This is a genomic window from Mesorhizobium sp. M0217 (assembly GCF_040321955.1).
GTDB lineage: Bacteria > Pseudomonadota > Alphaproteobacteria > Rhizobiales > Rhizobiaceae > Mesorhizobium.
On record NZ_JAMYSN010000028.1, the window covers coordinates 34088 to 55618 of the forward strand.

15 protein-coding genes and 5 pseudogenes are annotated in these 21531 nt (G+C 58.7%); 15 read left to right on the forward strand and 5 right to left on the reverse strand.

The window, feature by feature from the left end:
- Positions 1 to 666: 666 nt before the first annotated feature.
- Positions 667 to 1416 (reverse strand): cysteate racemase, encoded by a 750-nt coding sequence (gene cuyB, locus NKJ18_RS28150; RefSeq protein ID WP_352760855.1) that lies wholly within the window; start codon positions 1414 to 1416, stop codon positions 667 to 669.
- Between the two features lie 868 nt (positions 1417 to 2284).
- Here cuyB and NKJ18_RS28155 point away from each other — a divergent pair.
- Positions 2285 to 3316 (forward strand): D-alanine--D-alanine ligase family protein, encoded by a 1032-nt coding sequence (locus NKJ18_RS28155; protein WP_352760857.1) that lies wholly within the window; start codon positions 2285 to 2287, stop codon positions 3314 to 3316.
- A gap of 94 nt (positions 3317 to 3410) precedes the next feature.
- Here NKJ18_RS28155 and NKJ18_RS28160 read toward each other — a convergent pair whose 3' ends face one another.
- Entirely contained in the window at positions 3411 to 3620 is a 210-nt protein-coding gene (locus NKJ18_RS28160) for a hypothetical protein (protein WP_352760859.1), read from the reverse strand.
- 1284 nt (positions 3621 to 4904) lie between these two features.
- On the opposite strand from NKJ18_RS28160, the pseudogene NKJ18_RS33080 reads away from it, so the two are divergent.
- From NKJ18_RS33080 to NKJ18_RS28215, 12 genes and pseudogenes are all read left to right on the forward strand, one after another.
- Positions 4905 to 5006, forward strand: a pseudogene (locus NKJ18_RS33080) (IS110 family transposase); the annotation flags it as partial.
- 751 nt (positions 5007 to 5757) lie between these two features.
- Complete coding sequence (locus NKJ18_RS28165; RefSeq protein ID WP_352760862.1) at positions 5758 to 7422, forward strand: ABC transporter substrate-binding protein; 1665 nt, start codon at positions 5758 to 5760, stop codon at positions 7420 to 7422.
- Positions 7422 to 8423, forward strand: coding sequence for an ABC transporter permease (locus tag NKJ18_RS28170; RefSeq protein ID WP_352760865.1), 1002 nt, complete (start codon positions 7422 to 7424; stop codon positions 8421 to 8423). Before NKJ18_RS28165 ends, NKJ18_RS28170 begins: the two co-directional genes overlap by 1 nt.
- The gene (locus tag NKJ18_RS28175) at positions 8423 to 9355 is read left to right on the forward strand and encodes an ABC transporter permease (protein WP_352760868.1); all 933 of its coding nucleotides are present in this window, start codon (positions 8423 to 8425) and stop codon (positions 9353 to 9355) included. Before NKJ18_RS28170 ends, NKJ18_RS28175 begins: the two co-directional genes overlap by 1 nt.
- Positions 9352 to 10359 carry an ABC transporter ATP-binding protein gene (locus NKJ18_RS28180; protein WP_352760871.1) on the forward strand — a complete coding sequence of 336 codons (1008 nt, stop codon included), beginning with the start codon at positions 9352 to 9354 and terminating at the stop codon, positions 10357 to 10359. Before NKJ18_RS28175 ends, NKJ18_RS28180 begins: the two co-directional genes overlap by 4 nt.
- Positions 10352 to 11356, forward strand: a complete 1005-nt coding sequence (locus NKJ18_RS28185) for an ABC transporter ATP-binding protein (RefSeq protein ID WP_352760873.1) — start codon at positions 10352 to 10354, stop codon at positions 11354 to 11356. Before NKJ18_RS28180 ends, NKJ18_RS28185 begins: the two co-directional genes overlap by 8 nt.
- Before the next feature lie 482 nt (positions 11357 to 11838).
- A complete protein-coding gene (locus tag NKJ18_RS28190) occupies positions 11839 to 13926 on the forward strand; it encodes a prolyl oligopeptidase family serine peptidase (protein WP_352760876.1) in 2088 nt (695 codons plus the stop codon).
- Between the two features lie 742 nt (positions 13927 to 14668).
- Complete coding sequence (locus tag NKJ18_RS28195; RefSeq protein WP_352760878.1) at positions 14669 to 15664, forward strand: succinylglutamate desuccinylase/aspartoacylase family protein; 996 nt, start codon at positions 14669 to 14671, stop codon at positions 15662 to 15664.
- Positions 15665 to 15669: 5 nt separating this feature from the next.
- Complete coding sequence (locus tag NKJ18_RS28200) at positions 15670 to 15900, forward strand: hypothetical protein (RefSeq protein ID WP_352760880.1); 231 nt, start codon at positions 15670 to 15672, stop codon at positions 15898 to 15900.
- A gap of 252 nt (positions 15901 to 16152) precedes the next feature.
- Positions 16153 to 16847 (forward strand): annotated as a pseudogene (locus tag NKJ18_RS28205) (transposase).
- Positions 16798 to 17469, forward strand: coding sequence for a transposase (locus NKJ18_RS28210; RefSeq protein ID WP_352760881.1), 672 nt, complete (start codon positions 16798 to 16800; stop codon positions 17467 to 17469). Before NKJ18_RS28205 ends, NKJ18_RS28210 begins: the two are co-directional and overlap by 50 nt.
- Before the next feature lie 101 nt (positions 17470 to 17570).
- A pseudogene (locus NKJ18_RS28215) lies at positions 17571 to 17714 on the forward strand (recombinase zinc ribbon domain-containing protein); the annotation flags it as partial.
- A 104-nt stretch (positions 17715 to 17818) separates the two neighbouring features.
- Here NKJ18_RS28215 and NKJ18_RS28220 read toward each other — a convergent pair.
- Both NKJ18_RS28220 and NKJ18_RS28225 read right to left on the reverse strand, forming a co-directional pair.
- Positions 17819 to 18262, reverse strand: coding sequence for a helix-turn-helix domain-containing protein (locus NKJ18_RS28220; RefSeq protein ID WP_352760884.1), 444 nt, complete (start codon positions 18260 to 18262; stop codon positions 17819 to 17821).
- 161 nt (positions 18263 to 18423) lie between these two features.
- Positions 18424 to 18639: pseudogene (locus NKJ18_RS28225) on the reverse strand (DUF5372 family protein); the annotation flags it as partial.
- 85 nt (positions 18640 to 18724) lie between these two features.
- On the opposite strand from NKJ18_RS28225, the gene NKJ18_RS28230 reads away from it, so the two are divergent.
- Both NKJ18_RS28230 and NKJ18_RS28235 read left to right on the forward strand, forming a co-directional pair.
- Positions 18725 to 19501, forward strand: coding sequence for a Mu transposase domain-containing protein (locus NKJ18_RS28230; RefSeq protein ID WP_352760886.1), 777 nt, complete (start codon positions 18725 to 18727; stop codon positions 19499 to 19501).
- A 12-nt stretch (positions 19502 to 19513) separates the two neighbouring features.
- Positions 19514 to 19837, forward strand: a pseudogene (locus tag NKJ18_RS28235) (ATP-binding protein); the annotation flags it as partial.
- A 31-nt stretch (positions 19838 to 19868) separates the two neighbouring features.
- Here the strand turns inward: NKJ18_RS28235 and NKJ18_RS28240 are convergent.
- Complete coding sequence (locus NKJ18_RS28240) at positions 19869 to 21530, reverse strand: recombinase family protein (RefSeq protein ID WP_352760889.1); 1662 nt, start codon at positions 21528 to 21530, stop codon at positions 19869 to 19871.
- Position 21531 lies beyond the last annotated feature (1 nt).

Genomic DNA, 21531 nt, shown 5'->3' on the forward strand with positions numbered 1-21531 from the left:
AAACCGCGCCAGCTGGCGCGGGCAATCTGGGCATGCTGACGAATAACTCGGAATCCGGCCGAGGCTGTGGCCACGTTACAGGGAAGCGCTGCACGGCAGACCATCGCCGGTGCGCCAGTGTGACGGCAACGGGGCGATTGTGTCCTTGGAGACCTCAATTGACGGAAAGTCATGTGGATCCACACGAGTGGGGACGTCCAGTTGACGAAACTCAGGAGGAAGTCGCAATGACCCTGAAGCGGCATTTCGACGCAACCATGTTGTCGGCAACAAGTCGCGTTGTGAAGGCCCCGAGGCTTCGTTCAATTCCCAGCCATTTTGATAGAAGCTCACTGATATGCGGGGCCGTAAAAATATGCTCGATCTAGTTCGCCGCTCTTTGCGTTGCGGTCTCGCGAACCTGGTGAAGGCGTTGTACTACTGTCTCGGCTGTCTCTCGGAATGCTCGCCCGCTTTCATCAGAGTGATCGGATAGGTGGTCAGGTCTACCAAAGTAGTGCCAAGCCAGGTCTCGAGCGCTCGAATTCTACGACTGACGTGGGCTGCGTGACATTCCGATTGTTTGCGGAGCCAGAAAGCTTTGTTGTAGCAAGTGTCAGGAAGCCTTCTAGCCATTTTCGGTTCCATCGAGGCGTCCTCAGCCGGGGATCGTCTTTAAGCCATGTTCTACTCAAAAGCTCGATCGCGTGCCCACGCTACACACGAAATGGCCAACGCCTTGGTGGCGTCCAAGCAATTATCAAGAATATGCTGGGGTGAATTCGAAAGCCCGACAGGCACCTCGGTGCAGCCCAGGATCACTTTTGATACGTTCGAATTCAGCAATTTCTCCACGGCCTGCTCCAGACGAACCGATGCTGATTGTATATCACCTGCCTTCACGCTTCGAATCGCTGGCCACACCAGTGCGTCGGTCTCACAAGTGGACAAGGTAATGCACTCATAGCCGCGTACCCGGAGACGCTTGTCATATATACCCGCCTTGATTGTTGCATCGGTTGCAATCAGCCCCACCTTGCTGTGCGAGGTGCCAATTTCGTCTAACTGATCAGCGACGGCGTCACTGATATGCATGATCTCGGACCGAGCGTTGCGTCTTATCTCGTCGTACCAATAGTGGGCGGAGTTGCAAGCGATCGCAATCCCGTGAGCACCTGCACGTTCGAGACAGAAGATGCCTTCCATCATTGCCGATAAGGGCGACGCACCGCCGCGAAGGATGGAATCTGATCGATCAGGTATCTGAGGCACCGAATGGATGATGATAGGCACATGTTCCTGATCGGTGCAGGCAGGAGTAGCTTCGATAACCTTTCTAAGGAAGTCCACAGTCGCCAAAGGGCCCATCCCTCCCAATACACCAAGTGTGCGCGCGGTTCGGGCTGCGGGATTTTGTTGTCGTTCGGGGGTGACCATAAAGGCATGATACTATCGGAGCGACATCCGGTCTAATGAAAAATTTGAAAGGATGATGCTGTCATGAATAGCATCGCGACATCGCACTTCCTGCCGTCGGCTGGAAGCGCCATGTCTTGATCGATCGTAGGCCTCACACCTGAACGCCAGCGCCTTGGCTTTTGGGCAGGGCACAATTCGTGACGTTCTGGATAGCAACAACGCTACTCGGCGGTGTGGGCCGGCACCGATAACAGCTCTGAGAATAACGAGCTGTGGCTCGGCAGACAAGGCACCTCGGTATCCACCACGAGAAGCGAAAAAGGCGACCCACTAGCCTGAATATCTCAAGGTAAGGGGTGCATCGGCCCCAAGAAGCTGAGAAACTGCTTTTGTAAAGGGTTATCAGCTTCAGGAACGGGGTCCGATGCACACACTGTATCTCCGACCAGCTCGAATTTGAAGGCTTCGACGGCCACAAAGTGGTCGCCGGTTTCGACGGCGGAGCGATCACCTCAGATGCCGGCGCCTTGCTTGTGCGCCACGTTGCGCCGCAGACGCGGAGGCGATCGTCGCCGCGCAACGCCCGGGCCTTACAGGCGCGCTCGATCACCGCAAGCAGGACAGTCTCCTTGCACTACGGGCGGACGCCACGCGGGCTTTTTACTGGCTATCCGGCGTCAACGGGCGTTCCTGTTGTCGCGTAGCGCCGTGTCCGGTTGAAGACTTCTATGTTTAGAACTCGACACACTGAGGCGCATATTTTCGCCGACGCGGCGCCAAACACATCGTTTTGTCCCTCTTGCTCGCACAAACCCTCTGTTGGCACGCCGATAGCAGGAGAGACCGCGAAGAACATGACAGCGGTCAGCCGTCGCAGGAGGAGCTTATGAAAGTAGCCGTCGTGAGGAACAGTGATTTTACTGGCGTAATCAACCGGTTCGGACAGCCTTATCCAGAGCCTCCACACCCTTGGCCCTCCGATGTTTACTACGAAGAGGTGGTGGCGGCACTGAAAGAGGGCGGTCACGAGACACTGTTGTGCGAAGGCGACAAAGGACTGCTCAAGACGCTCGAACGTTTCATGCCACCCGATCCGAAAACCCGCCCTTCAGGGATCGTTTTCAATTTAGCAGAGGGTATTCAGGGCGAGTACCGTTTCACCCACGTTCCGGCCATGCTCGAGATGGCCGGCGTTCCATACACTGGATCGAGCCCACTCGGGCATGGGCTGACGGACGATAAGGTGATCAGCAAGATGCTCATGCGCAGTTGCGGCGTGCCGACGGCGAACTTTTGTGTCATGCGCCGCGGAACGGAGAGTATCGGCGACCTGCGATTCCCGCTCGTAGCGAAGCCGCGTCACGAAGACAACAGCTTCGGTTTGCAGCTTGTACATGAGCCCGCTCAGTTGAGGCAGGCAGTGGAGATGATCGTCACGCAATATGGGCAGGACGCGCTTGTGGAAGAATACATCGATGGGCGAGAAATCGCCGTCGCGCTGCTGGGAAACGGAGAGGTCGAGGTATTGCCTCTGGTGGAGCACGACTTCGGCGACTGCGAAACGCGTCTTTTGACTTGGGAAGCGAAATACAGGTCGATCAGGAGGCCGCCAAGAATTTGCCCGGCGCGAATCGGGAGTAGCCTTGGGACTGTGCTGCAGGATATTTCCGTTGCGACGTTCCGTGCGTGCCGGTGCCGGGATTATGCCCGCGTCGACCTCCGGATCGACCGCTCCGGCCAGCCCTTCGTCCTGGAGATCAACTCCATGCCGGGGCTCAGCATGCGGTCTGCCTATGTCCTGGCAGCGAAGACCGCCGGTCACAGCTTCTCGAGGTTGGTCAATCGCATCCTCGATGTCTCCCACACACGGTATTTCGGAATCGGCATTCCCCAAGGGCCGGCGCCGTCGGGTACCTGACGGCGGGGCTGTCACTCTGTCGCTCCCAGCAGTTCGGTGAGGCGATGATCGCGAGGTCGCCACAGGCGAATTAAGTGAACCTTTTCCTGGCGCTCTACAATGCGGTGACGCGCAGGCGATCGTCGAAGCTTTGGCGGACGCCGATCTCGACGGGCGCAGGAAGGCCAATCGTCTCCTCGTCGGTCCGCCGCGCCGGTGGGTTGGAGCGGGGCAACGCAACCTCGGCCGCCAGGCGTGCCCGATATTCGGCAATCGTCCTGAGCAGTTCCTTGCGATCACGGTCGGTGGTGGGCGCTGACCACACGCGGCGCAGATCGCCGCCGGGCGCGAGGAGCGCTTTGGGCTCGGCATCGTCCAGCGCACGCGGGCATTGTCGCTGGCGGTGGTGTCGTCAGTTCCTTCTCCATCGCTGGCACGGCTCTCGCCGTTCCTTTTGCAGATGGTCCACGCCAGCGCGTCTATGGCCCTGGTGCGCTGTTCTGGAGCGAGCCGCGTAACCGGACAAGCGCGACGGAGTCTTTTCTGGTGTGAACGGATCAATCTTTGACGCCGTTCGGAATACAACGTGTCCTGACGCGATATGCCGCTACGGCAATCAGTTAGCTTTAACCGTGGCCTTCCTATATTGCGCGTCAAGCCAAGAACTGCCGAAATACTTCGCTCCCTCTGACAGCGCGACATTAATCGGGCCGCAGCATAATGCAGAGCGTTTTTAGGGCGTCGCGAATGAAAGGGGGTGGCAAGAGCGCACCGCGGCGGATCGCGACGGTTAGCTGAAAACGTGTTGGACTAAGCCGCCGGCCGCCGAATGGCTGAGCTCCTCGACCACACCTGGAACCCGTTGAGCGCTGGGTAGTTGTCCGGCCTGCCGTAGTCGGCGTAGTGCCAGGCAGAACGGCGGCGAACCACCTGTGCTGCGCGGCCAGTGACACCACCGGGAAGTGGGTCGGACATGGCTACAATGTCTGAGACGGAAGGCTTTAGTTCTCACATCCGGGCGGGATTTTCCCCGTGCATGAGCCGCAAGGCGCTCCTAGCGCAACGCCGTCAGCTTACCACCCAGGCGTTTCCCTTCCGTTTTGTGCGCTTCACGATGAACCGGCTGTCCAGGGTTCGCCCGCGGTAGTGGGTGAATCCGAGGACGCGAAGGTCTCAGGCCACCGGTCGCCGCGCCGCTGATGCGAGAAGGCGGCGAGCCGGCCAAGCTCGATCAGCCGCGTCTTCATCCTCGTGGAGTGTCAGGCCGAAGCCGGCCAGCCGCGCCCTGAGTGCTAAGAGCATCTCCTCTGCGTCCGCCTAGTTCTCAAGCCCATAACGAAGCCATCGGCATGGCGCACGATCACGAAGTACCGCATGCACGGCGACGACGCCATTGGCGGGCCCAGAGATCGAGGGTAGTGCAGAAAGGTGTTGGGAAGGAGCAGGCTGATGCCCCCTTTGCGGGTCGGGATGGACGGCCTCCGTCCCGCATCGAGGTGCCATAGTGTGGCTGTCGCAAGTCACATGAGGAGTGCCGTTCATGGAGAAGGTTATCATCTGGATGTCGCCAAGTAGGTCTTGGTTCATGGCATCGACGCCGGCGATCGCAGTTGTTGTCCGTCGGAAGCTTCGCCGCCACGATGAGGCTGGGTTCTTCGAGGCGTTGCCCTCCTGCCTGATCGGCATTGAGACCTGCGCGACGGGACACCACTCGCCACAACCCAGGTCGGTTCCATGATCCGGCCGGCAATCAACCATCTAACTTATGGAAGCCTGCCATATCATTTCTATATTTGCCCGCATGGCGTCCACCACTTAGCTTCAAGGAATAGAGGGAAATCCCCTGCATCGTCACCTCTAGTGCTTATGTGGGGGGTCACTTCTGCCTGGATGGAAGGAGCCGACTGCGGCTTGGGTAGACATTCACGGGAGGGTAGAATGAGCAATTGCCAACTCAACCGACGCGTGCTTGCGAAAGCGCTTCTAGTGGAGCGCCGCCGCACCTTTTGTGCTGCGCTCGAGGGCATTCGCCTCGTCTTGCGACGATCATGTTGTCCGCCTTGCAGGTGCTAATCCCGACTCCCTGAATCCATTCGCAACTAAAACACATGAAGCAGCTGAATTAGGTCACCTAGATGCTCGCGACGATGTGACGAGGCTCCAGCCTGACATGGAGTTCTTTCATGCTGGGCAACTAGCCTAGTTGATGAAGATTCGGCTAGGTCACTAGTGAAGATTTGAGGAGTTGCGCTTCCTACGGAAGCCCCGCGCATTATCTTCGAGTTGAGTGACGACAGCTGCTGGAGGGGAGTTCAGCAAAAAGGGTTCTACTAAGTGCACTGGTAAGGCGAGCGAGCTGTGCTTGAATGGCGGTGGACTTGGCTGTGGGCCTTTTTGACAGTCGACCCAGGAGAGGTGGCCCAATTGCTGGGTCGTACACATAATAAGGCAGGGAGGAACGCATGACTAGTTTGATAAGCAATCGTCGTACAATGATGAAAGCGATGCTGTTGGGCTCAATGGCCCCGTTAATTTTTCGTTCAAGCGCGTTTGCTTCGGCATCGGGGGATGAGCACATCGTGCGCATTGGCGCTATTATTGCGCCAGATTCGTTGAATCTGTTCGCGACATGGTCATCGTTCTGGCCGCTAACCTTCACCTACGATGCACTTGTCGGCGTTGACGCACAGCGCTACCCTGATCGAAAGGGGTTTGCCAAAGAGTGGTCCGTCGCTGAAGATAACGTCACGTGGACCTTCAAGATCTGGCCTGGAATGAAGTGGTCGGATGGCCAGCCTGCCACAGCCAGAGACGCCGCATTCACGTACAAGTACCTGCAAGCCTCAATTGGTAAGTCCGACGAGCTGAACGCCGGCTGGAACAACACAGACGGCTTGGAAAACGTCGAGTCCATTACGGCAGTCGATAATGATACTTTGCGGATGGTGACCAAAGCACCGACCCGTTGGCCGCTTGACAACACCATTATGATTGTCCCCGAGCACATCTGGAAGAATGTTAGCTATACGGAAGCACGCAGCACCTTCCGCAACGACCCACCGCTCGTGGGAACAGGGCCCATGATCATTTCAGAATTTCAGCAAGGTCAATTCGTCCGGTTCACGGCTAACCCGTACTTCCGCACGGGTCAGCCAGCGACGGCTGGCATGGTCCTCGTTTTGTTTACTTCCTATGACCCAATGGCCCAAGCGTTAAAGAGTGGTGATATTGACTATGGGAATTTGACGGCCGCCCAGTGGGCGTCCCTATCGAACGATTCCGACATCGTGGTCGGTCAACACGGCACCGAGTCGCGTGCATATCTGGCCTTCAACACAGCGTCTGGGCAGGGAACGGGTAGCACGAAGGCGCTGCAAGATCCAGCATTTCGCGACGCGATTGGCTACGCAATAGACCAGAAGGCGATTGTCGATCGCGCCTACCGAGGGCATGCCGACCCTGGCCTGGGACTAGTGATGCCGACGGCGAAAGATTACTACTCGGATCTGGGTGACATTAGACGCCATTTCGATCTCGAGGCGGCGGGTCGACGGCTTGACGCGGCCGGCTACCGTGACACGAACGGCGATGGTGCGCGGGAGGACAAGGAGGGGAAGTCCCTGCAGCTCGAAATGCTAACAGGAACGTTTTCGGGTAATGACGAAATTCCAAGCGCGGTGATGCAACTGATCTCAGGCTGGCTGGGGCAAGTTGGTATCCCCGTATCGGTGACCCAGTTAGAGTCCGGCGCACTAGTCGCCCGCACGAAAACGCCAGCGGACGGCGGCGGAGGTTGGGATCTGCTTCTCGCCAGCAACTGGCCGTCTCCCACCCCTGACGGTCTGCTCAGATTGGGCAAGAGTGGCGATCACGTCAACAGGTCATACTGGAGCAACGAGAAGTTCGAGAAGCTCTTGTCCCAGATTGACGTCACCGTGGACCTTAAGAAAACTCAGGAGCTGGTCGATCAAGCGGCGCGGCTCGCCTACATCGAAGCGCCATACATCATGCTGAGCTACCCTTACCTTCTCGAGGCCCATCGCAAGGATCGCTTCCAAGGTTGGGGTACGAAAGATGCGATCTCCCAGTGGGGGTACTTCCCGTTCGATCGGCTGAGGCCAGTCTGATGGCTAGTAGCGCGGTAAAAGGAAGCCGGAAGGGGAGGCGCATAGGAGCCATTACTATCAGGGCGGCCGTGACCCTTCTGATGGTGGCGACGCTGAACTTCGTTTTATTCAGGGTCATTCCTGGCGACCCCGCGTCACTGCTTCTCGGCGGAGCGCGCAATGGTGTGAGTAATGAGCAGATGGAGGCGCAGCGTCAAAACTGGGGTCTCGGCAAGCCCCTGTTTCCTGACCAGATGGTCGGCTATTTGTCGGCTACTGTCCACGGCGATCTGGGCTACAGCTTCAAGTTCAGGGGCCAGCGGGTCGCCGATCTCATCTTGGCGCGGTTGCCGGCCACCATTGCTCTGGTCGGTCTAGCCCAACTTCTTGCCATACTATCCGGGGTTATGCTTGGCCTGTATGCGGGTTGGCGCAGGGGAGGAGCCGTCGACCATATCGCGACGGGGACCTCCCTAGCGCTCTACTCCACGCCGTCGTTCTGGCTTGCTATGGTATTGGTGGTCATCTTTAGCACCATGTTGGGATGGCTGCCGAGCTATGGTCTCTATTCACCTGGCGGTAGCACTGGGTATATTGAATCGCTCCTCGATCACCTACGGCATCTGGCGCTGCCGGTCACCGCCGTGGCTCTTGGGCTAATCGGCCAATACGTTGTAGTCGCACGTGCGGCAATGAGCGATGTAGTCACCGAGGATTACATGGTAACCGCTCGAGCCAAGGGACTTACTAATGGCCAGATGCTGATGCGTCATGCATTTCGCAATGCAATGCTGCCGGTCGTAACGTTGATTACCCTGAATCTCGGTTACGTGGTCGCTGGCGCCATCACCGTGGAAGCCGTGTTCGCCTGGCCGGGCATCGGCGCGCTGACGGTGGAAGCGCTCAACGCACGAGATTACCCGGTCCTCCAAGGCATATTCCTCTTAATTGGGGCGTCGATCGTTGTTGCGAACCTCGTAGCCGATCTTGTCTACGGCCTTCTTGATCCAAGAGTACGATAGTGAGCGAAACTGCAGTTCAATATTCCCCACGAGGGCGGTTGCGAGCAATAAAAAGCTTTCTGCGCCAATTTCTTGGTTACGGCGGCGCCCAGGCGGGCCTCATATGCTTGATATTCTTTGTTTTTCTAGCTGCAGTCCCCAATTTTCTGGTGGGACCGCTTGAGACGGCCATCAATGCGACTGGCGATTTCCTCGCACCACCCTCGGGTCAGCACCTGCTCGGCACGGACGAAGTTGGACGGGACGTGCTCAATCTGGTCGTCCATGGGGCCGGGATATCGCTCACTATAGCGCTGCTGGCGACTGTGATTAGCCTCGTTGTTGGTACCGCAGTTGGCACAATTTCAGGCTACTTTGGCGGCTGGGTTGACGTTTGGCTGATGCGCTTGACGGACTTCTTTTTCGTTATGCCATCCTTCGTGCTCGCGCTGGTCATCACACCCGTTGTCCTCGAGGTGATTGGACGCGGCGGGGACATCCTTGGCTTTCGTCCTTCTCTTTTCGTAATCATTGTCGTTATCGGAATGACAAGCTGGTCCTTCGTCGCACGTGTCGTTCGCAGCCAAACGTTGTCGCTTAAGGAGCGAACATTCATTGATCGCGCGCGCGTTGCGGGGAGCAGCAATCTAAGCATTATGGTGAGGCACATCCTTCCTAATCTCGTGCCGCAAATCGCGGCGAACGGGGCTCTGGTCGTCGCAGGCGCAATCTATATCGAGACGTCACTCTCATTCCTCGGGCTTGGCGATCCGCTACAGCCCTCATGGGGCACTTTGCTTTCGCTGGCCCAGCGCGCCGGCGCCGCGAGTACTGGAGCTTGGTGGTACCTCGGCGCGCCCGGGCTGTGTGCGCTCGCGGTTTCTCTGAGCTTTGTTCTGATAGGCAATGCCCTCGACGACACGTTCAACCCACGGCGGAGGGTTATTCCATGACAAACTCCTCCCAGGAGAAGGCTCCGCTTTTGGAAGTCAACGGGCTCTCTGTTGACTATGGGCTGAAGGGCGTTTCATCGCGTGCGATCGACAGGGTAAGCTTCGCGCTCCGGGCCGGTGAGGCCGTTGGCCTGGTTGGTGAGTCGGGAAGTGGGAAGACTACGACTGCAATGGCCATCGCGGGTTTGCTGTCACCCAACGCGCGGGTCAGCAGCGGCGAGGTCCGTTATCGCGGTAACCGACTGCCGATCGATGATGATGTGGCGATGCGGCCACACCGCTGGAGCGAGACGTCCGTTGTCTTTCAGGGAGCCATGAATGCGCTAAATCCCGTTCACCGCATCATCAAGCAAATCGCCGAGCCATGCGTGCTGAAGCTCGGGATGTCGAAGGCTGACGCAATCGCCCGAGCAAAGGAGCTGCTCGAACTCGTCGGCATTCCGGCAGATCGCGGCACCGCTTATCCCCACGAGTTGTCGGGCGGTATGCGCCAAAGGGTAATGATTGCTATGGCGCTCGCGTGTCGCCCCTCAATCATCATCGGTGACGAGCCGACCACGGCGCTCGATGTCATCACTCAAGCCCAGATCCTGAAGCTGCTGGGTGGGTTGCGATCTCGGCTTAGCCTTGCCCTCATTTTGATCACCCACGATCTTTCTGTGGTGGCTGAGTGCTGTGATCGCGTCATGATCATGTACGCGGGCCGCATCGTCGAGGACGGCACTGTCGCTGAGATCTTCGCCAGACCCAAGCACCCGTATACCAGACTGCTGATAGACGCGATCCCGAACCCGGCGACCGGCAAAAAGATCATCCGGTCAATAGCCGGGGATCCCCCCAATTTGGTAAACCGGCCCTCAGGCTGCGCCTTCCATCCGCGTTGCCCATCAGCGACGGGGGTTTGCGCGACGGAAGTCCCCAGTCTCGATCAGTTCGGGCGGGGACGCGTCGCCTGTCACCTTCACCGGTCCTCGCAAGAAGACAAGGTCGCAGCTCATGCCTGACACCGCCGACATCCTGCGTCTCGAGCACCTGCAAGTTTTATTTCCTATCCAGGGCGGGCTGTTCGACCGTGTGCTGGGCCGACCTGCCGGCGCCGTACGCGCGGTGGATGGGATCGACCTCAGCGTCGGGCGCGGCGAGATCGTCGCCTTGGTCGGGGAATCGGGAAGCGGCAAGACCACTGTGGGCCGCGTCATCACAAAGCTTGCCCAACCAACGGGCGGTAAGTTGCTGTTCGAAGGCCGCGATATGACGTCCGAGCGAGGCGCCTCAGCCCTGCGTCCTTATCGCCATCGTGTTCAAATGATCTTCCAGGACGCTTATCAGGCGCTCAATCCGCGACACACCGTGTTCGATATCGTGGCGGAGCCGTTGAGGTCACTTCGGCTGGTCGACAACGCCAGCGAACTCACGGAGCGAGTCAGCGAAGCTCTAGCGTCGGCCGGGCTCAATCCTCCCGAGGACTTCCTCACCCGATTCCCCCACGAGCTGTCTGGCGGGCAGCGCCAGCGGGTCGTGATTGCCGGAGCACTTGCGGTGAAGCCGGGTCTCATTGTTGCCGATGAACCTGTCTCGATGCTCGATGTCTCGATACGCGCACAAATTCTTCAGGTCCTGGTTGATCTTCGCGACAAGCACAATATGTCGCTGCTGTTCATCACCCACGACCTGCCTCTTGCCTGGTTGATCGCCGACAGGATTGCTGTCTTGTATCTTGGAAAATTGGTCGAGATTGGTAGCGCCGACGAGATCACATTCAACCCCCGCCATCCGTATACCATCGCCTTGCGCAACGCCACCCCGCAGCTTGGCGGCAACGCAGGCCGCGCCGAGATGCCGGCCCTGCAGGGTGAGGTTCCAAGCGCCGCGCGCGTGCCGAAGGGATGTCGTTTCAATACGCGTTGCCCCCTTGCCTTTGACCTCTGCAAGGTGGAGGAACCGCCGGCAATCGAAGTCTGGCCCGGACACATGTCCGCGTGCTGGCGAAATGAAGGCTGAGACTTTGTAACAAAATCCCCGACGAGATCCTCGCCAGAGTCTTCGCACGCGTGCACCGTGTCGGCCGCCGGCTAGGGCTTACCATCTGGATTCACGATAGCTGGGGTCTTCATTCCATGCTTGTCAATTCCGAGATATTCTCGATACTCGTATAGCAAGCAAGGGAGCTGCCGCGAGATCATCTAGGTAGATCATTCATATCACGTGTTACGGGCTAAATGGCGGTAGCATATAGAGATGCAATATTGAAGGATGGTTGAGAACCGCATGAACTTTGCCATGTGCTTTCTGTCGTCCGACAGAAAACATTATTAGGCGCCGAACGTGATGCTGCCGAAATCATAAAACGGGAGATGTTTGGCAATTTGAGCCATGGCAAGCTGAACGGTTTGCACGCTATCTCTCAGGAGGAACTTTAATGCAATTGCTGCGGCAAAATACTCCTGTTTTCAGATGAGGGCGATGTGATGGGAGACAAGCGCTTGCAGCCACCGCTTCCTCGTGCGGAGCCACGGATCAGGGTCCTTCACGACCACGTCACGATCGATGGGTATCGTTGGCTTCGCGACCGGGACAATCCCGATGTCCGCGCGTATCTGGAAGCCGAGGGCGGCTATGCAGAGCAGGCGGCAGCTCACCTTTCAGCGCTTAAGGCGGAGATCATCGCCGAGATCGAGGGGCGTCAGCTTCGCGAAGGCGCCTTACCATCGTTCCAAGTTGGGCCTTTCGAGTACTTCCAAAGGCACGAGCAGGGCCAGTCTCATCCAAGGTGGTGGCGGCGGCCGGCAGGCGGAGATCGGGCCGAGCTTGTAATCGATCCGAACGTGCTTGAAGGGGCCGAGGTCTTTTACCGGCTCGGTGTCTTCGAGCCGAGCGACGACGGGCGGTTCGTGGCCTTCAGCTTCGATGTCATCGGGGACGAGAACTACGAGCTTAGGGTTCGGGACATGGAGACCGGTCGTGACGTCTGGCAGGGCTCGAGGAGGGCTGCGATGGTAGCTTGGGCATCGGATGGTCACACCCTGTTTTTCACGCGGGAGCGGCCTCGCCTGCGACGACAATGTAATGAGCTTATCCGACTCGACATCGCAACTGGGGACTCTGAGGTAGTCTTCGAGGAGGCTAATGGGTACTTGGAAATACGGGTTCGGCGTTCTGATAGCGGGGTCTGGTTGTTCTTGGACGTGATTGCCAGCTCGGACTGGTCCTCTCCTGTTCATATGGGCGCTGCAGAGGTGTGGTGTATTCCTGCCGACGAGGCAGGGGGCAAGTGGCGCCGGATTGTGAGGCGTGAACTCGGGTGCAATATTTATGTCGAGCATTGGCGCGACAGCTTTTTGTTTCGAGCAGACGACGCTGGACCCTCTTGCCGGCTCGTGCGGGCGCCGATAAATGACCCGTCACCGTCGTCCTGGGAGGAGGTCGTTCCGCATCGAGCAGGCGTGGCGCTCGAGGAGGTCCACATCCTCGAGAAGCACTTGGTTGTCTTGGAGCGAGAAGGCCTGCGTCCTCGCCTGGTCTCGCGTGACGGAAGAGGCGGGGTCGGGGCAACGATCGTTCCCGAGGAACCGAGTTGCACTCTTAAAGTAGGCCTGTCAGCCGGTGGCATCCATTCCGTCGCACGACATCCGTTCCGAAGCTCGAAGTTGGTCTACTCGATTAGCTCATTCGTGACGCCCGATACTGTCGTGGAGCATGATCTCGCCGATCCCCGCTCGACAGTCCTGTACCAGGCCCGCGTTCCCGGGTATGACGCGGCTCAATATGTGGCGACGGTCGTCATGGCGAAGGCGGAAGACGGGGTGCAGGTCCCGATCTCGTTGGTCGCGCGGCGCGATCGAACGAATCCCGGGCCGGTGTTATTGAATGTGTACGGCTGTTACGGATCCACGAGATGGCCGTCGTTTATGGCGGCTCGCTTAAGCCTGCTCGATCGCGGGGTTGCTTTCGGATGGGTGCACGTGCGAGGGGGGGGCGAGCTCGGACGTCCATGGCACGAGGCGGCTACCCGCGATCGAAAGCGCATTACCTACACAGATCTTATCGCTGCTGCCGAGGGGCTGGTTGACATCGGGTTCGCTAGTCGCGACGCAATTGTGATTGAGGGATCTAGCGGCGGCGGCGGTACGGTGCTTGCCACGGCCGCCTTGCGGCCAGACTTATTCTGCGCCGTGCTCGCCAAGGTTCCGCTCTGCGACATCTTGGATACCGAGATGGACTTCATGATGCCGTACGCCCTACAGGAAACGGCGGAGTACGGAGATCCCCACATAGCACACGAGTATCGGTACCTGCGCAGCTACGACCCGTACTACAACCTCAGCGCGGATCGCCCGCTTCCGCCGACATACGTCGACGCTGCACTCGATGACGGCCAAGTGCTCTATTACCAGCCCGCTCGCTATGTGGCGCAGCGTCGGTCCTGTTCTGCCGATCGCGATCCCGAGCTGGTCTTCCGCATGCGGATGGTGGGCGGCCACAGCGGCGCGTCTCATGGGCCTAGCGTAGACGAGGAAAGAGCATTTCGCATGGCCTGGACGCTCGACCATCTCCGACGATCAAGCAGCTGAGCGCTGAGTGTCGCAAAGTACTGACGGCTGTAGTCAATTCGGGCAATCCGGCGTCGCGTCTCTTGTGTCCACATACATAGCCCAAAATCTACAGTTCCATTGCGAAGGGAATAGAGCGAACTCTTTCGCAGCAGGGGCGCACATGTTTGGGGTTGGCGCTCACGTGCTTGTGACAGAGCGGGGTGCGGAATTTCTGAGCCAAACACCCCCTCGCTCTATCGCGCATGATCCTTATGCAAGTCGAACCGACGCGAAGGGATGAATGGTTGGCCGCGGTGCGGCTCGAGTGTCTCCGGGACTTGAAGGAACCTTGTACGCGACACCGCGTACCTCACGGTCTTCTTGGAAACTGACCCTACGGTTCTACTAGCCTGGCAACGACACGACGACTGAAGCGGTGACGCTGCATTCCCGAATGATCAGGAACATTCGTGCCGCGCGTAAGGACCAACGCCCACAGCGCATCCGGATCGGAGGGAAGTTGGTCCGCCGTCGTCGCCATGGAGAGTGACTGGTGCTAAACCGCAGATTATACCCGATCTGAGCGCGCATATGGAAGTATCGGTTATCCACACTCCAAGCAATCATGTGGGCACCGTTTGCGCAGGTTGATGACGTGTTGTCGCAGACGCAAAAATTTCAAGGAATTAGTCCGAATGAAGTCTGCGCTGCGAGGATGGAGCCGCAGCAGTAAATGCTGCCGTACGGGCGTTATACTATGGTTCAACGGAGATTTCTAACGATGAACGAAATGCCACATCTGACATTTGACCTCGACATGCTCGGAGTGAGCACGGGTCATCTTATTGTTCCCAAGGGGGCCGACTGCGAAGCTCTTTCGATTCCGGTCTTCAGTCTCAATAAAGGGGAGGGGCCGCGTCTTCTTATCACTGGTGGAAACCATGGTAACGAACTGGAAGGACCAATTGTAGCTCGGCGGCTTGTTGATTGGCTGCCTGCAGCGCAAACTTGCGGGAAAGTGATCATCGCACCCGACATCAATCCACTCGCCCTCCAGGCTTCCACCCGCAACACGCCGGTCGATGGGAAAAATCTCAATCGAGTTTTTCCTGGCCGCTCCGACGGATCGGTTAGCGAACGGATTGCGGATGCGGTTTCGCGTGTCTTGTTGCCAATGGCGGATACCGTATTCGATCTGCACAGCTTCGGGCCGACATGGGACTGTGCACCCTCGGTCATTATACATCCTGTCGCTGATGCCGATCTGATGGCCAAGACGGTCCGAATGGCAGAAGCATTCAAATTGCCTGTGACATTGGTCTGGGATTTTCACGACACGGCTGGAATGTTCGATATCTTGGCCCAAAATGAGGGTAAGGTATTAGTTTGCAGTGAATTCGGTGGCGGCACTGTCAGTGCCAAGGCTCTGGCCATCTATGAAGCTGGGGTGCGCAACGCCCTTATAGCGCTCGGACTAGTCGAGGGAGAAGCGGAGCATCCAAATTTCCGTCAACACAAGTCCAGCCAGACCCTCGAAACCCTCTCGTCTGACGAATTGCGATCCCCCTCACGGGGCATCTTTGAACCTCGCTGCTCGATACTCGATGAGGTGAAGAAGGGAGATCTCATAGGCGTCCTGCATTCCATTGAGTCGCTGTCTGCTGGTACCGTTGTTATTTGCGCGCCTACCACTTCTATCGTTTACGCTATCCGATCTGGAGGGTATGTCGAGGCCGATGAGGAGATAGTTTATTTTGCTGGGCCGCTAAAGATATGAGAATCGTGCGTGTCGAAACCTCAAGACCAACAGGAAACGATGATTTGCTGGGCGGCTTCGAGGATGAGAACGCTATCGCGTACACCTTAAGTGCTTGGATTGTGGGCAGCGCGAACAGATATGCGAGGGCGTCACCGGTGAATGGTGTGCGAGCTATGCTGATGAACGCGGCCGAGATTGCGGGCGCCATCAAAGAGTTCGACGGCGCCGAAATACTTGCGCTGCGAGGTCGGTAGCGGCCGAGCGTCCTGCATCACCTCGCTCCTATAACACGAAATCAGCAGAATTCCTCGGCCAGTGCCGAAAGCCGGCACAGCGCGCTCACAATGGTTCGCTCTGTCCCACCCGAACGAGCTCGAGCTTTTCTTCATTAGATGGGGTATTCGGCTTGCGCCCCTTCTTCAACGGTGATGCAGGAGGGTGCTGCGCTTCGAGCTGAAAACGTGGTCTATTCAAACAGCCACAAGCATCAGGAAAGGAGGTGCAGCATGAAGCACTTTGTCGGTTTCGATGTCGTGGTAAAAGAAACCGCCGTTTGCATCGTTGATGAATCCGGCAGGATCTGCCGCGAGTTGAAGGTCGTCAGCCACCCTGACGATCGCCTCGCCGTCCTGAAGGATTCTGCCTTGAACATTGAACGGGTCGGCCTCGAGGCCGGGCCCTTGTCGCAATATCTTTCGAGGGACTGGCGAGCGCCGGGATGCCGGTCATCTGCATCGAGACGCGCCATGACAGCGTTCCTGAAGGCGCAGCCGAACAAGACGGACGCGCGCGGCTTGCCGGCGCTTGATCACGGTGCCCGGTGTGTGGTGGCGCTCGCCTATGCCGCGACAATCGACATCCCGCAGCGGTTCAGAAACTCCAAGGCGGTGGGACCATCTAGGGTGACGCCAAAGCTCAACAAGTTCGTGGAAAGCAAGCGCGTTGGATGCATACCCCTGGGGACGGCATGATGCGGACATTGCTCTATGAGGCTGCCCAAACGCTGATGACTCGCGTGACGAAATGGTCGTGGCTCAATCCTTGGGCGATGAACGTCGCCTAGCGACGCGGGATGCGCAAAGCAATTGTCGCGCTCGCACGTCGTCTGGCAATCATTATGCATCGCATGTGGCCGGACTGCGGATTCCGACGTGAAGCCGGCCGCCATTCCGATCAAACACCGGCCACGATTCCGGTATGAAGCCGGCCACCATTCCAACCAAAGACCGGCCGGTTTCGGCACTGAAGATTACCTCCTGGGTCAGCAACTTTGGCATCAATTACCTCGCGATGAACGAGGACATTTTGATGCCGGCAAAGAGAAGGCTGACCATGAGACAGTTAAGACAAATGCTTCGGCTTGCCGGAAGCGTGACCAGCTCCCGCGAGATTGCGGTGGTATTGGGGATAGCGCGCGTACGGTGCAGGATAATCTGCGGCGTGCCGCGGCAATCGGGTTGAGTTGGGCCCTGCCAGGCGAGCTGACCGATGACGCGCTTGAGAACAAACTCTTCGCTCGCAATGGCGTCAAACAGGGCACGCGGCGACGCACGGAACCGAACTGGGCCGATCTTGCGGTCGAGCTCAAGAAGCCCGGCGTCACCTTGCTCATCCTGTGGGAGGAGTATCGAGGGTCGCATCCCGACGGATATGGCTACAGTCGCTTTTGTGAACCTCTACGGGGATTTAAGCAGCGACTGTCACCGACGATGCGCCAGGAGCATGCGGCCGGCGACAAGGTCTTCGTGGATTATTCCGGCAAGAAGATCCCGATTGTCGATCGCAAGACCGGTGAGATCCGCGAGGCGGAGATCTTCGGCTGAAGAAGGTTATGCTCGTGCGCCGGGCCTGGGCCGAGTACGAGCGCAATCAGACTACCCCGGAGCAGAACGCTGCCGGTTTTTCACCCGGCCTGCGTGGGCGCATGCCCCGCCAGGGTAGCGGTCTGTTGCAGGGACGGCTGCTGTGCGGCCGCTGCGGTGCACGCATGCGGGTCCATTACGAGCCGTCCGAGGGGCGGCTGCGCCCGTATTACGTCTGCAACGAAGCCGTCGTGCGACACCCCGGCAAGCATTGCAAATGGGTGCGCGGCGCTCCGGCACAGGACGGCGGCGCGCAGCGTCTCATAGAAATCCTTGCAGCCGTGCGGCAGTGTCGGGGTGCGCATGGGGCTCACCGTTTTTTTTTACGGGCGATCGCGCGTTCGATGCTGCGGGGATGGACACTGATGCCGAGCGTCGAATGCAGAAGTTGCGCCAGGGATCGTGCCTGCAGCGGCGCGCCCGCGTGCTGGTTCTGCTCGATGAGCTGCATAACCTCGTCGGTGAGCTTGTGGGCCGACTTTGGCCCACGGGTGCGCGGCAGCAGGCCGGTAATGCCCTCGCGTTCGAACGCGGCCTCGGCCTGATAGTAGGCTGGCCGCGACAGACCGAAAAGCGAGGTGGCATCGGCCTTGTTGACGCCATCCTCCTGGACGTGACGCAGCATCTCGTACTTCACCTGCACGAGATCGAGAGGATCAAAGAAATCACGAAACCAGGGGGCGCGGACGGCTTCTGGACGAGGGTTTAGTGCTCCGAGCTGGCGCAGTCGATCGCGTTTGGTCTCGTTGGGCATGGTACAACCTCTTCGCTTTATGTAAACTAAATTACGCCTTACAAGAGAACGTGTCAATCTAACGAACGCAGCTACAATATTGATTCAATGCCGAAAACTAAAGCGATACAGAGGCGGCATAGTTAGATTGACATATACGGCATAAATTGCCTGACACGCGGTCAGCCGCCATGGCTGCGCTCGATTTGCTCGATCAACGCCGCCAGGGTTGCCAAATCATCTGGACGCACGAACGACCTGCCGGCCGCGACCTGAATGAAAACATCGGGCTCGGCGACGTCCGTCCATGACGCGAGCAGCGAGCGAAGCCGCCCCTCCGCGTCGTCGAACATGACGCGATCCTCGCCCCAGTTCTGCTTGCGTGTCGACAGCACGAAGCGCTGGCCGCGTCACGGATGGAACGGGTGCGTGACCTCGAACTCTATACGCGCTTGAGTGTCAGCACGAACTGCATTCCTGAACTTGAAAGAAATCGAAAGTGGAGAATGGAGTGCGTTCGCCCAGTCCTGCATTCCGGGGCGCCTGCGCAACCAGACTTTCTTCTCGCTGGCTGAGGCCAATGCCGCCATTGCCCAGGCGCTCGATCGCATCAACGACCACGTCATGCGCCGGCTGGGCGTCAGTCGCCGGCAGCTCTTCGAGACAGTCGAGCGCCCGGCTTTGGCCAGTCTTCCACTGGAGGATTACGAGTTTGCCGAATGGCGTTTGGCCCGCGTCTCGACGGATTACCACGTCGAGTTCAAGACCTTCTTTTATTCCGTGCCCCACAGCCTCATTCGCCAGCAAGTCGATCTGAGAGCAACGGCACGCATCATCGAGATCTTCCACCACGGCAAGCGCATTGCCGTCCATCAGCGCCGCTATGGCGGCCCTCGTCATGGAACTGATCCGGATCATATGCCCAGCTCCCACCGGCGATATGCCGAACGGACGCCGGATCGTTTCCGTCGATGGGCCGCATCCGTCGGGCCCGAGACGGAAGGCTTGATTGACGCAATCCTCGCCAGCCGCCCACATCCTGAACAAGGCTTTCGAACATGCCTGGGTGTCCTGCGCCTGTTTCGCGATGTCACACGCGATCGCGCCGAAGCCGTGTCAGCCCGCGCCGTCGAGATCGGTGGGGTGAACTGCAAGAGCATCGCCTCGCTCATCGCCAATCACAAGGCCGCAAGGCAGTCCACCGAACCAACCGCCATCGTCGATCACGCCAATCTGCGTGGCCCTGATTACTTTCATTGAGGAGACACACCAATGCTTATCCATCCCACCATCGACATGCTGCGCGAACTCGGCCTTCATGGCATGGCCACCGCCTTCCAGGAGCTCGACGCACAATCCGAAGCACGCGGCCTCGAGCATGGCGAATGGCTTGCCATGCTGCTCGAGCGCGAGGCTACCATGCGCCGCCAGAAGGGTTTCGAAGCCCGCGCCAGGGCTGCAAAGCTTCGCCATGACGCACAGATCGAGAATGCCGACTTTCGTGCCGCACGCGGTCTTGACCGCAATTTGTTCATGGCGCTCGCCGGCTACGACTGGGTTCGCAAGCATCACAATCTTCTCATCACCGGGCCGGCCGATCCCACAACATAATGCACACCTCCCTATGTTATTGAAAAAGCTGGATCTGCTGATCCTGTGATTGTGATAATGGACTGTGTCCGCTCCTGCCGGAATGGTGCTGGATATCGAGTTGCTCGATATCTTCATGACGGATGATCCAGGGCGTACCCTTGCAATACTGCTCGGCCTTCAGATCGCCGGCGCGGATCATGCGCAGCACGGTCATTGGCCGCAGGCCGAGCTTCGCAGCCGTTTCCTGCAATGTATACTCGCCGCGCTCCGACCGTTCGTCCTTTTTGTAGACGGCGATGTCGTGCTGGTTGCGGAAAGTGCAGACACGGGACTGCGTCCATCCGTTCAGACGACCCGTGGTTTTGCCGAGCCGGTTGAGAAGCGATGCGATCGCTCTATCCGGCAATTGGCGTGCCAGGGCACGGATCAGGTCCTCGATGTCCGGCGGGGCGCCCCAAGGGTGATGGCCTGCCTTGTTCTTCCTGCCCGAAAGCGCGGTATGGTCGCCGCCCTGCCAATGCACCAGCATTTTGATGTGGTCGTCTTCGAGGGCGACGACAATCTCGCCGATCACGGCACGGATGATCCGCTTGCGCGTGGTGGCGGTGGCGTTGGCATGATGCCATGCCAGTTCGGTCGGCGCCCATGCGCAGCAGGCTCCGCCGTTGCTCTTCTCCCAGAGCTCAGGCTTGTGGCGGTCGAGCGCGTCAAGCTCGTCCTGACGCTCGCGGACGGCTACGAGCGCGGCATTCCAGCGTCGCTCCAGTTCGCCTGCTACAACCCGGTTGTCCGGGTCGACGGCGTCATACTGGCGGCGTGCATGGGCGGCTTCATAACGTGCCTGCTCGAGTGCGAGCTCCACATGGCGCCGCTTCTCTCCAGCCTGCACGGTGGAGGTCTCGATGGCCGTGATCGCTGCTTCCATGCCGAGCGGTTGAAGGCCTTGAAGAACCTCCGCGCTGACCGCCTGATCGACCCGCAACGATCCGAAGCCGATGCACGGGTCGGTTCCGTGGTTGACCTGCGCTCCGCGGCAATGATAGCGCCCCGTATTGCCGTTGCTGCCGGAATAGGAGACATGCAGCTTGCGGCCGCAATGGCCGCAGCGCAAGAGACCGCCGAGCAGCAACTCGCCCCGTCGAAGAGCACCGCGCGGCACCAGGCCTTTGCTTGTGGCATTGTCCGTGATCAGGCGCTGATTCCTCTCAAAATCGTGCCAGCTCAGGTAACCTTCGTGATGGTCGATGAGCAAGACCTCCCAGTCGGCGCGATCGCGCCTGATCCCACGCAAAATCCGTTTGCGTCCGGCCTCTATGGTGACTTTGCTGCAGGTTCGCCCGAACGCATAGGCGCCGGCGTAGATCGGGTTGGTGAGAATGTGGTGCACCGTATTGTAGACGGGCAGCTTCCAGACGATCGCCCTGTCCGCCGCGCGCGTGTAATTTACGGCAGGGAGCATAATGCCCTCGCGGCGCAACCACAGATGTACCTGCTGGATGCTCTGCAGTTCGTCGAAACGCCGGAATACAAGATCGATCGCCTCGCGGATCCGCAGGTCCGGGTCTTTCTCGACCCGGTTCCGGCCCGACTTGACGTAACCGATCGCCACCGTCAGGAAAAGTTCGCCCCGTCGTGCCTTCTGCTTCAGGGCTTCGATCGAGCGGGCCCGCAGGATCGAAAGCTCCAGTTCGCTCATC

Bases quoted from the DNA above. Each gene is read 5' to 3' on its own strand.
- cuyB (WP_352760855.1), bottom strand. From the start codon at position 1,416: ATGGTCACCCCCGAACGACAACAAAATCCCGCAGCCCGAACCGCGCGC.
- NKJ18_RS28155 (WP_352760857.1), top strand. From the start codon at position 2,285: ATGAAAGTAGCCGTCGTGAGGAACAGTGATTTTACTGGCGTAATCAAC.
- NKJ18_RS28165 (WP_352760862.1), top strand. From the start codon at position 5,758: ATGACTAGTTTGATAAGCAATCGTCGTACAATGATGAAAGCGATGCTG.
- NKJ18_RS28170 (WP_352760865.1), top strand. From the start codon at position 7,422: ATGGCTAGTAGCGCGGTAAAAGGAAGCCGGAAGGGGAGGCGCATAGGA.
- NKJ18_RS28180 (WP_352760871.1), top strand. From the start codon at position 9,352: ATGACAAACTCCTCCCAGGAGAAGGCTCCGCTTTTGGAAGTCAACGGG.
- NKJ18_RS28185 (WP_352760873.1), top strand. From the start codon at position 10,352: ATGCCTGACACCGCCGACATCCTGCGTCTCGAGCACCTGCAAGTTTTA.
- NKJ18_RS28195 (WP_352760878.1), top strand. From the start codon at position 14,669: ATGAACGAAATGCCACATCTGACATTTGACCTCGACATGCTCGGAGTG.
- NKJ18_RS28220 (WP_352760884.1), bottom strand. From the start codon at position 18,262: ATGCCCAACGAGACCAAACGCGATCGACTGCGCCAGCTCGGAGCACTA.
- NKJ18_RS28240 (WP_352760889.1), bottom strand. From the start codon at position 21,530: ATGAGCGAACTGGAGCTTTCGATCCTGCGGGCCCGCTCGATCGAAGCC.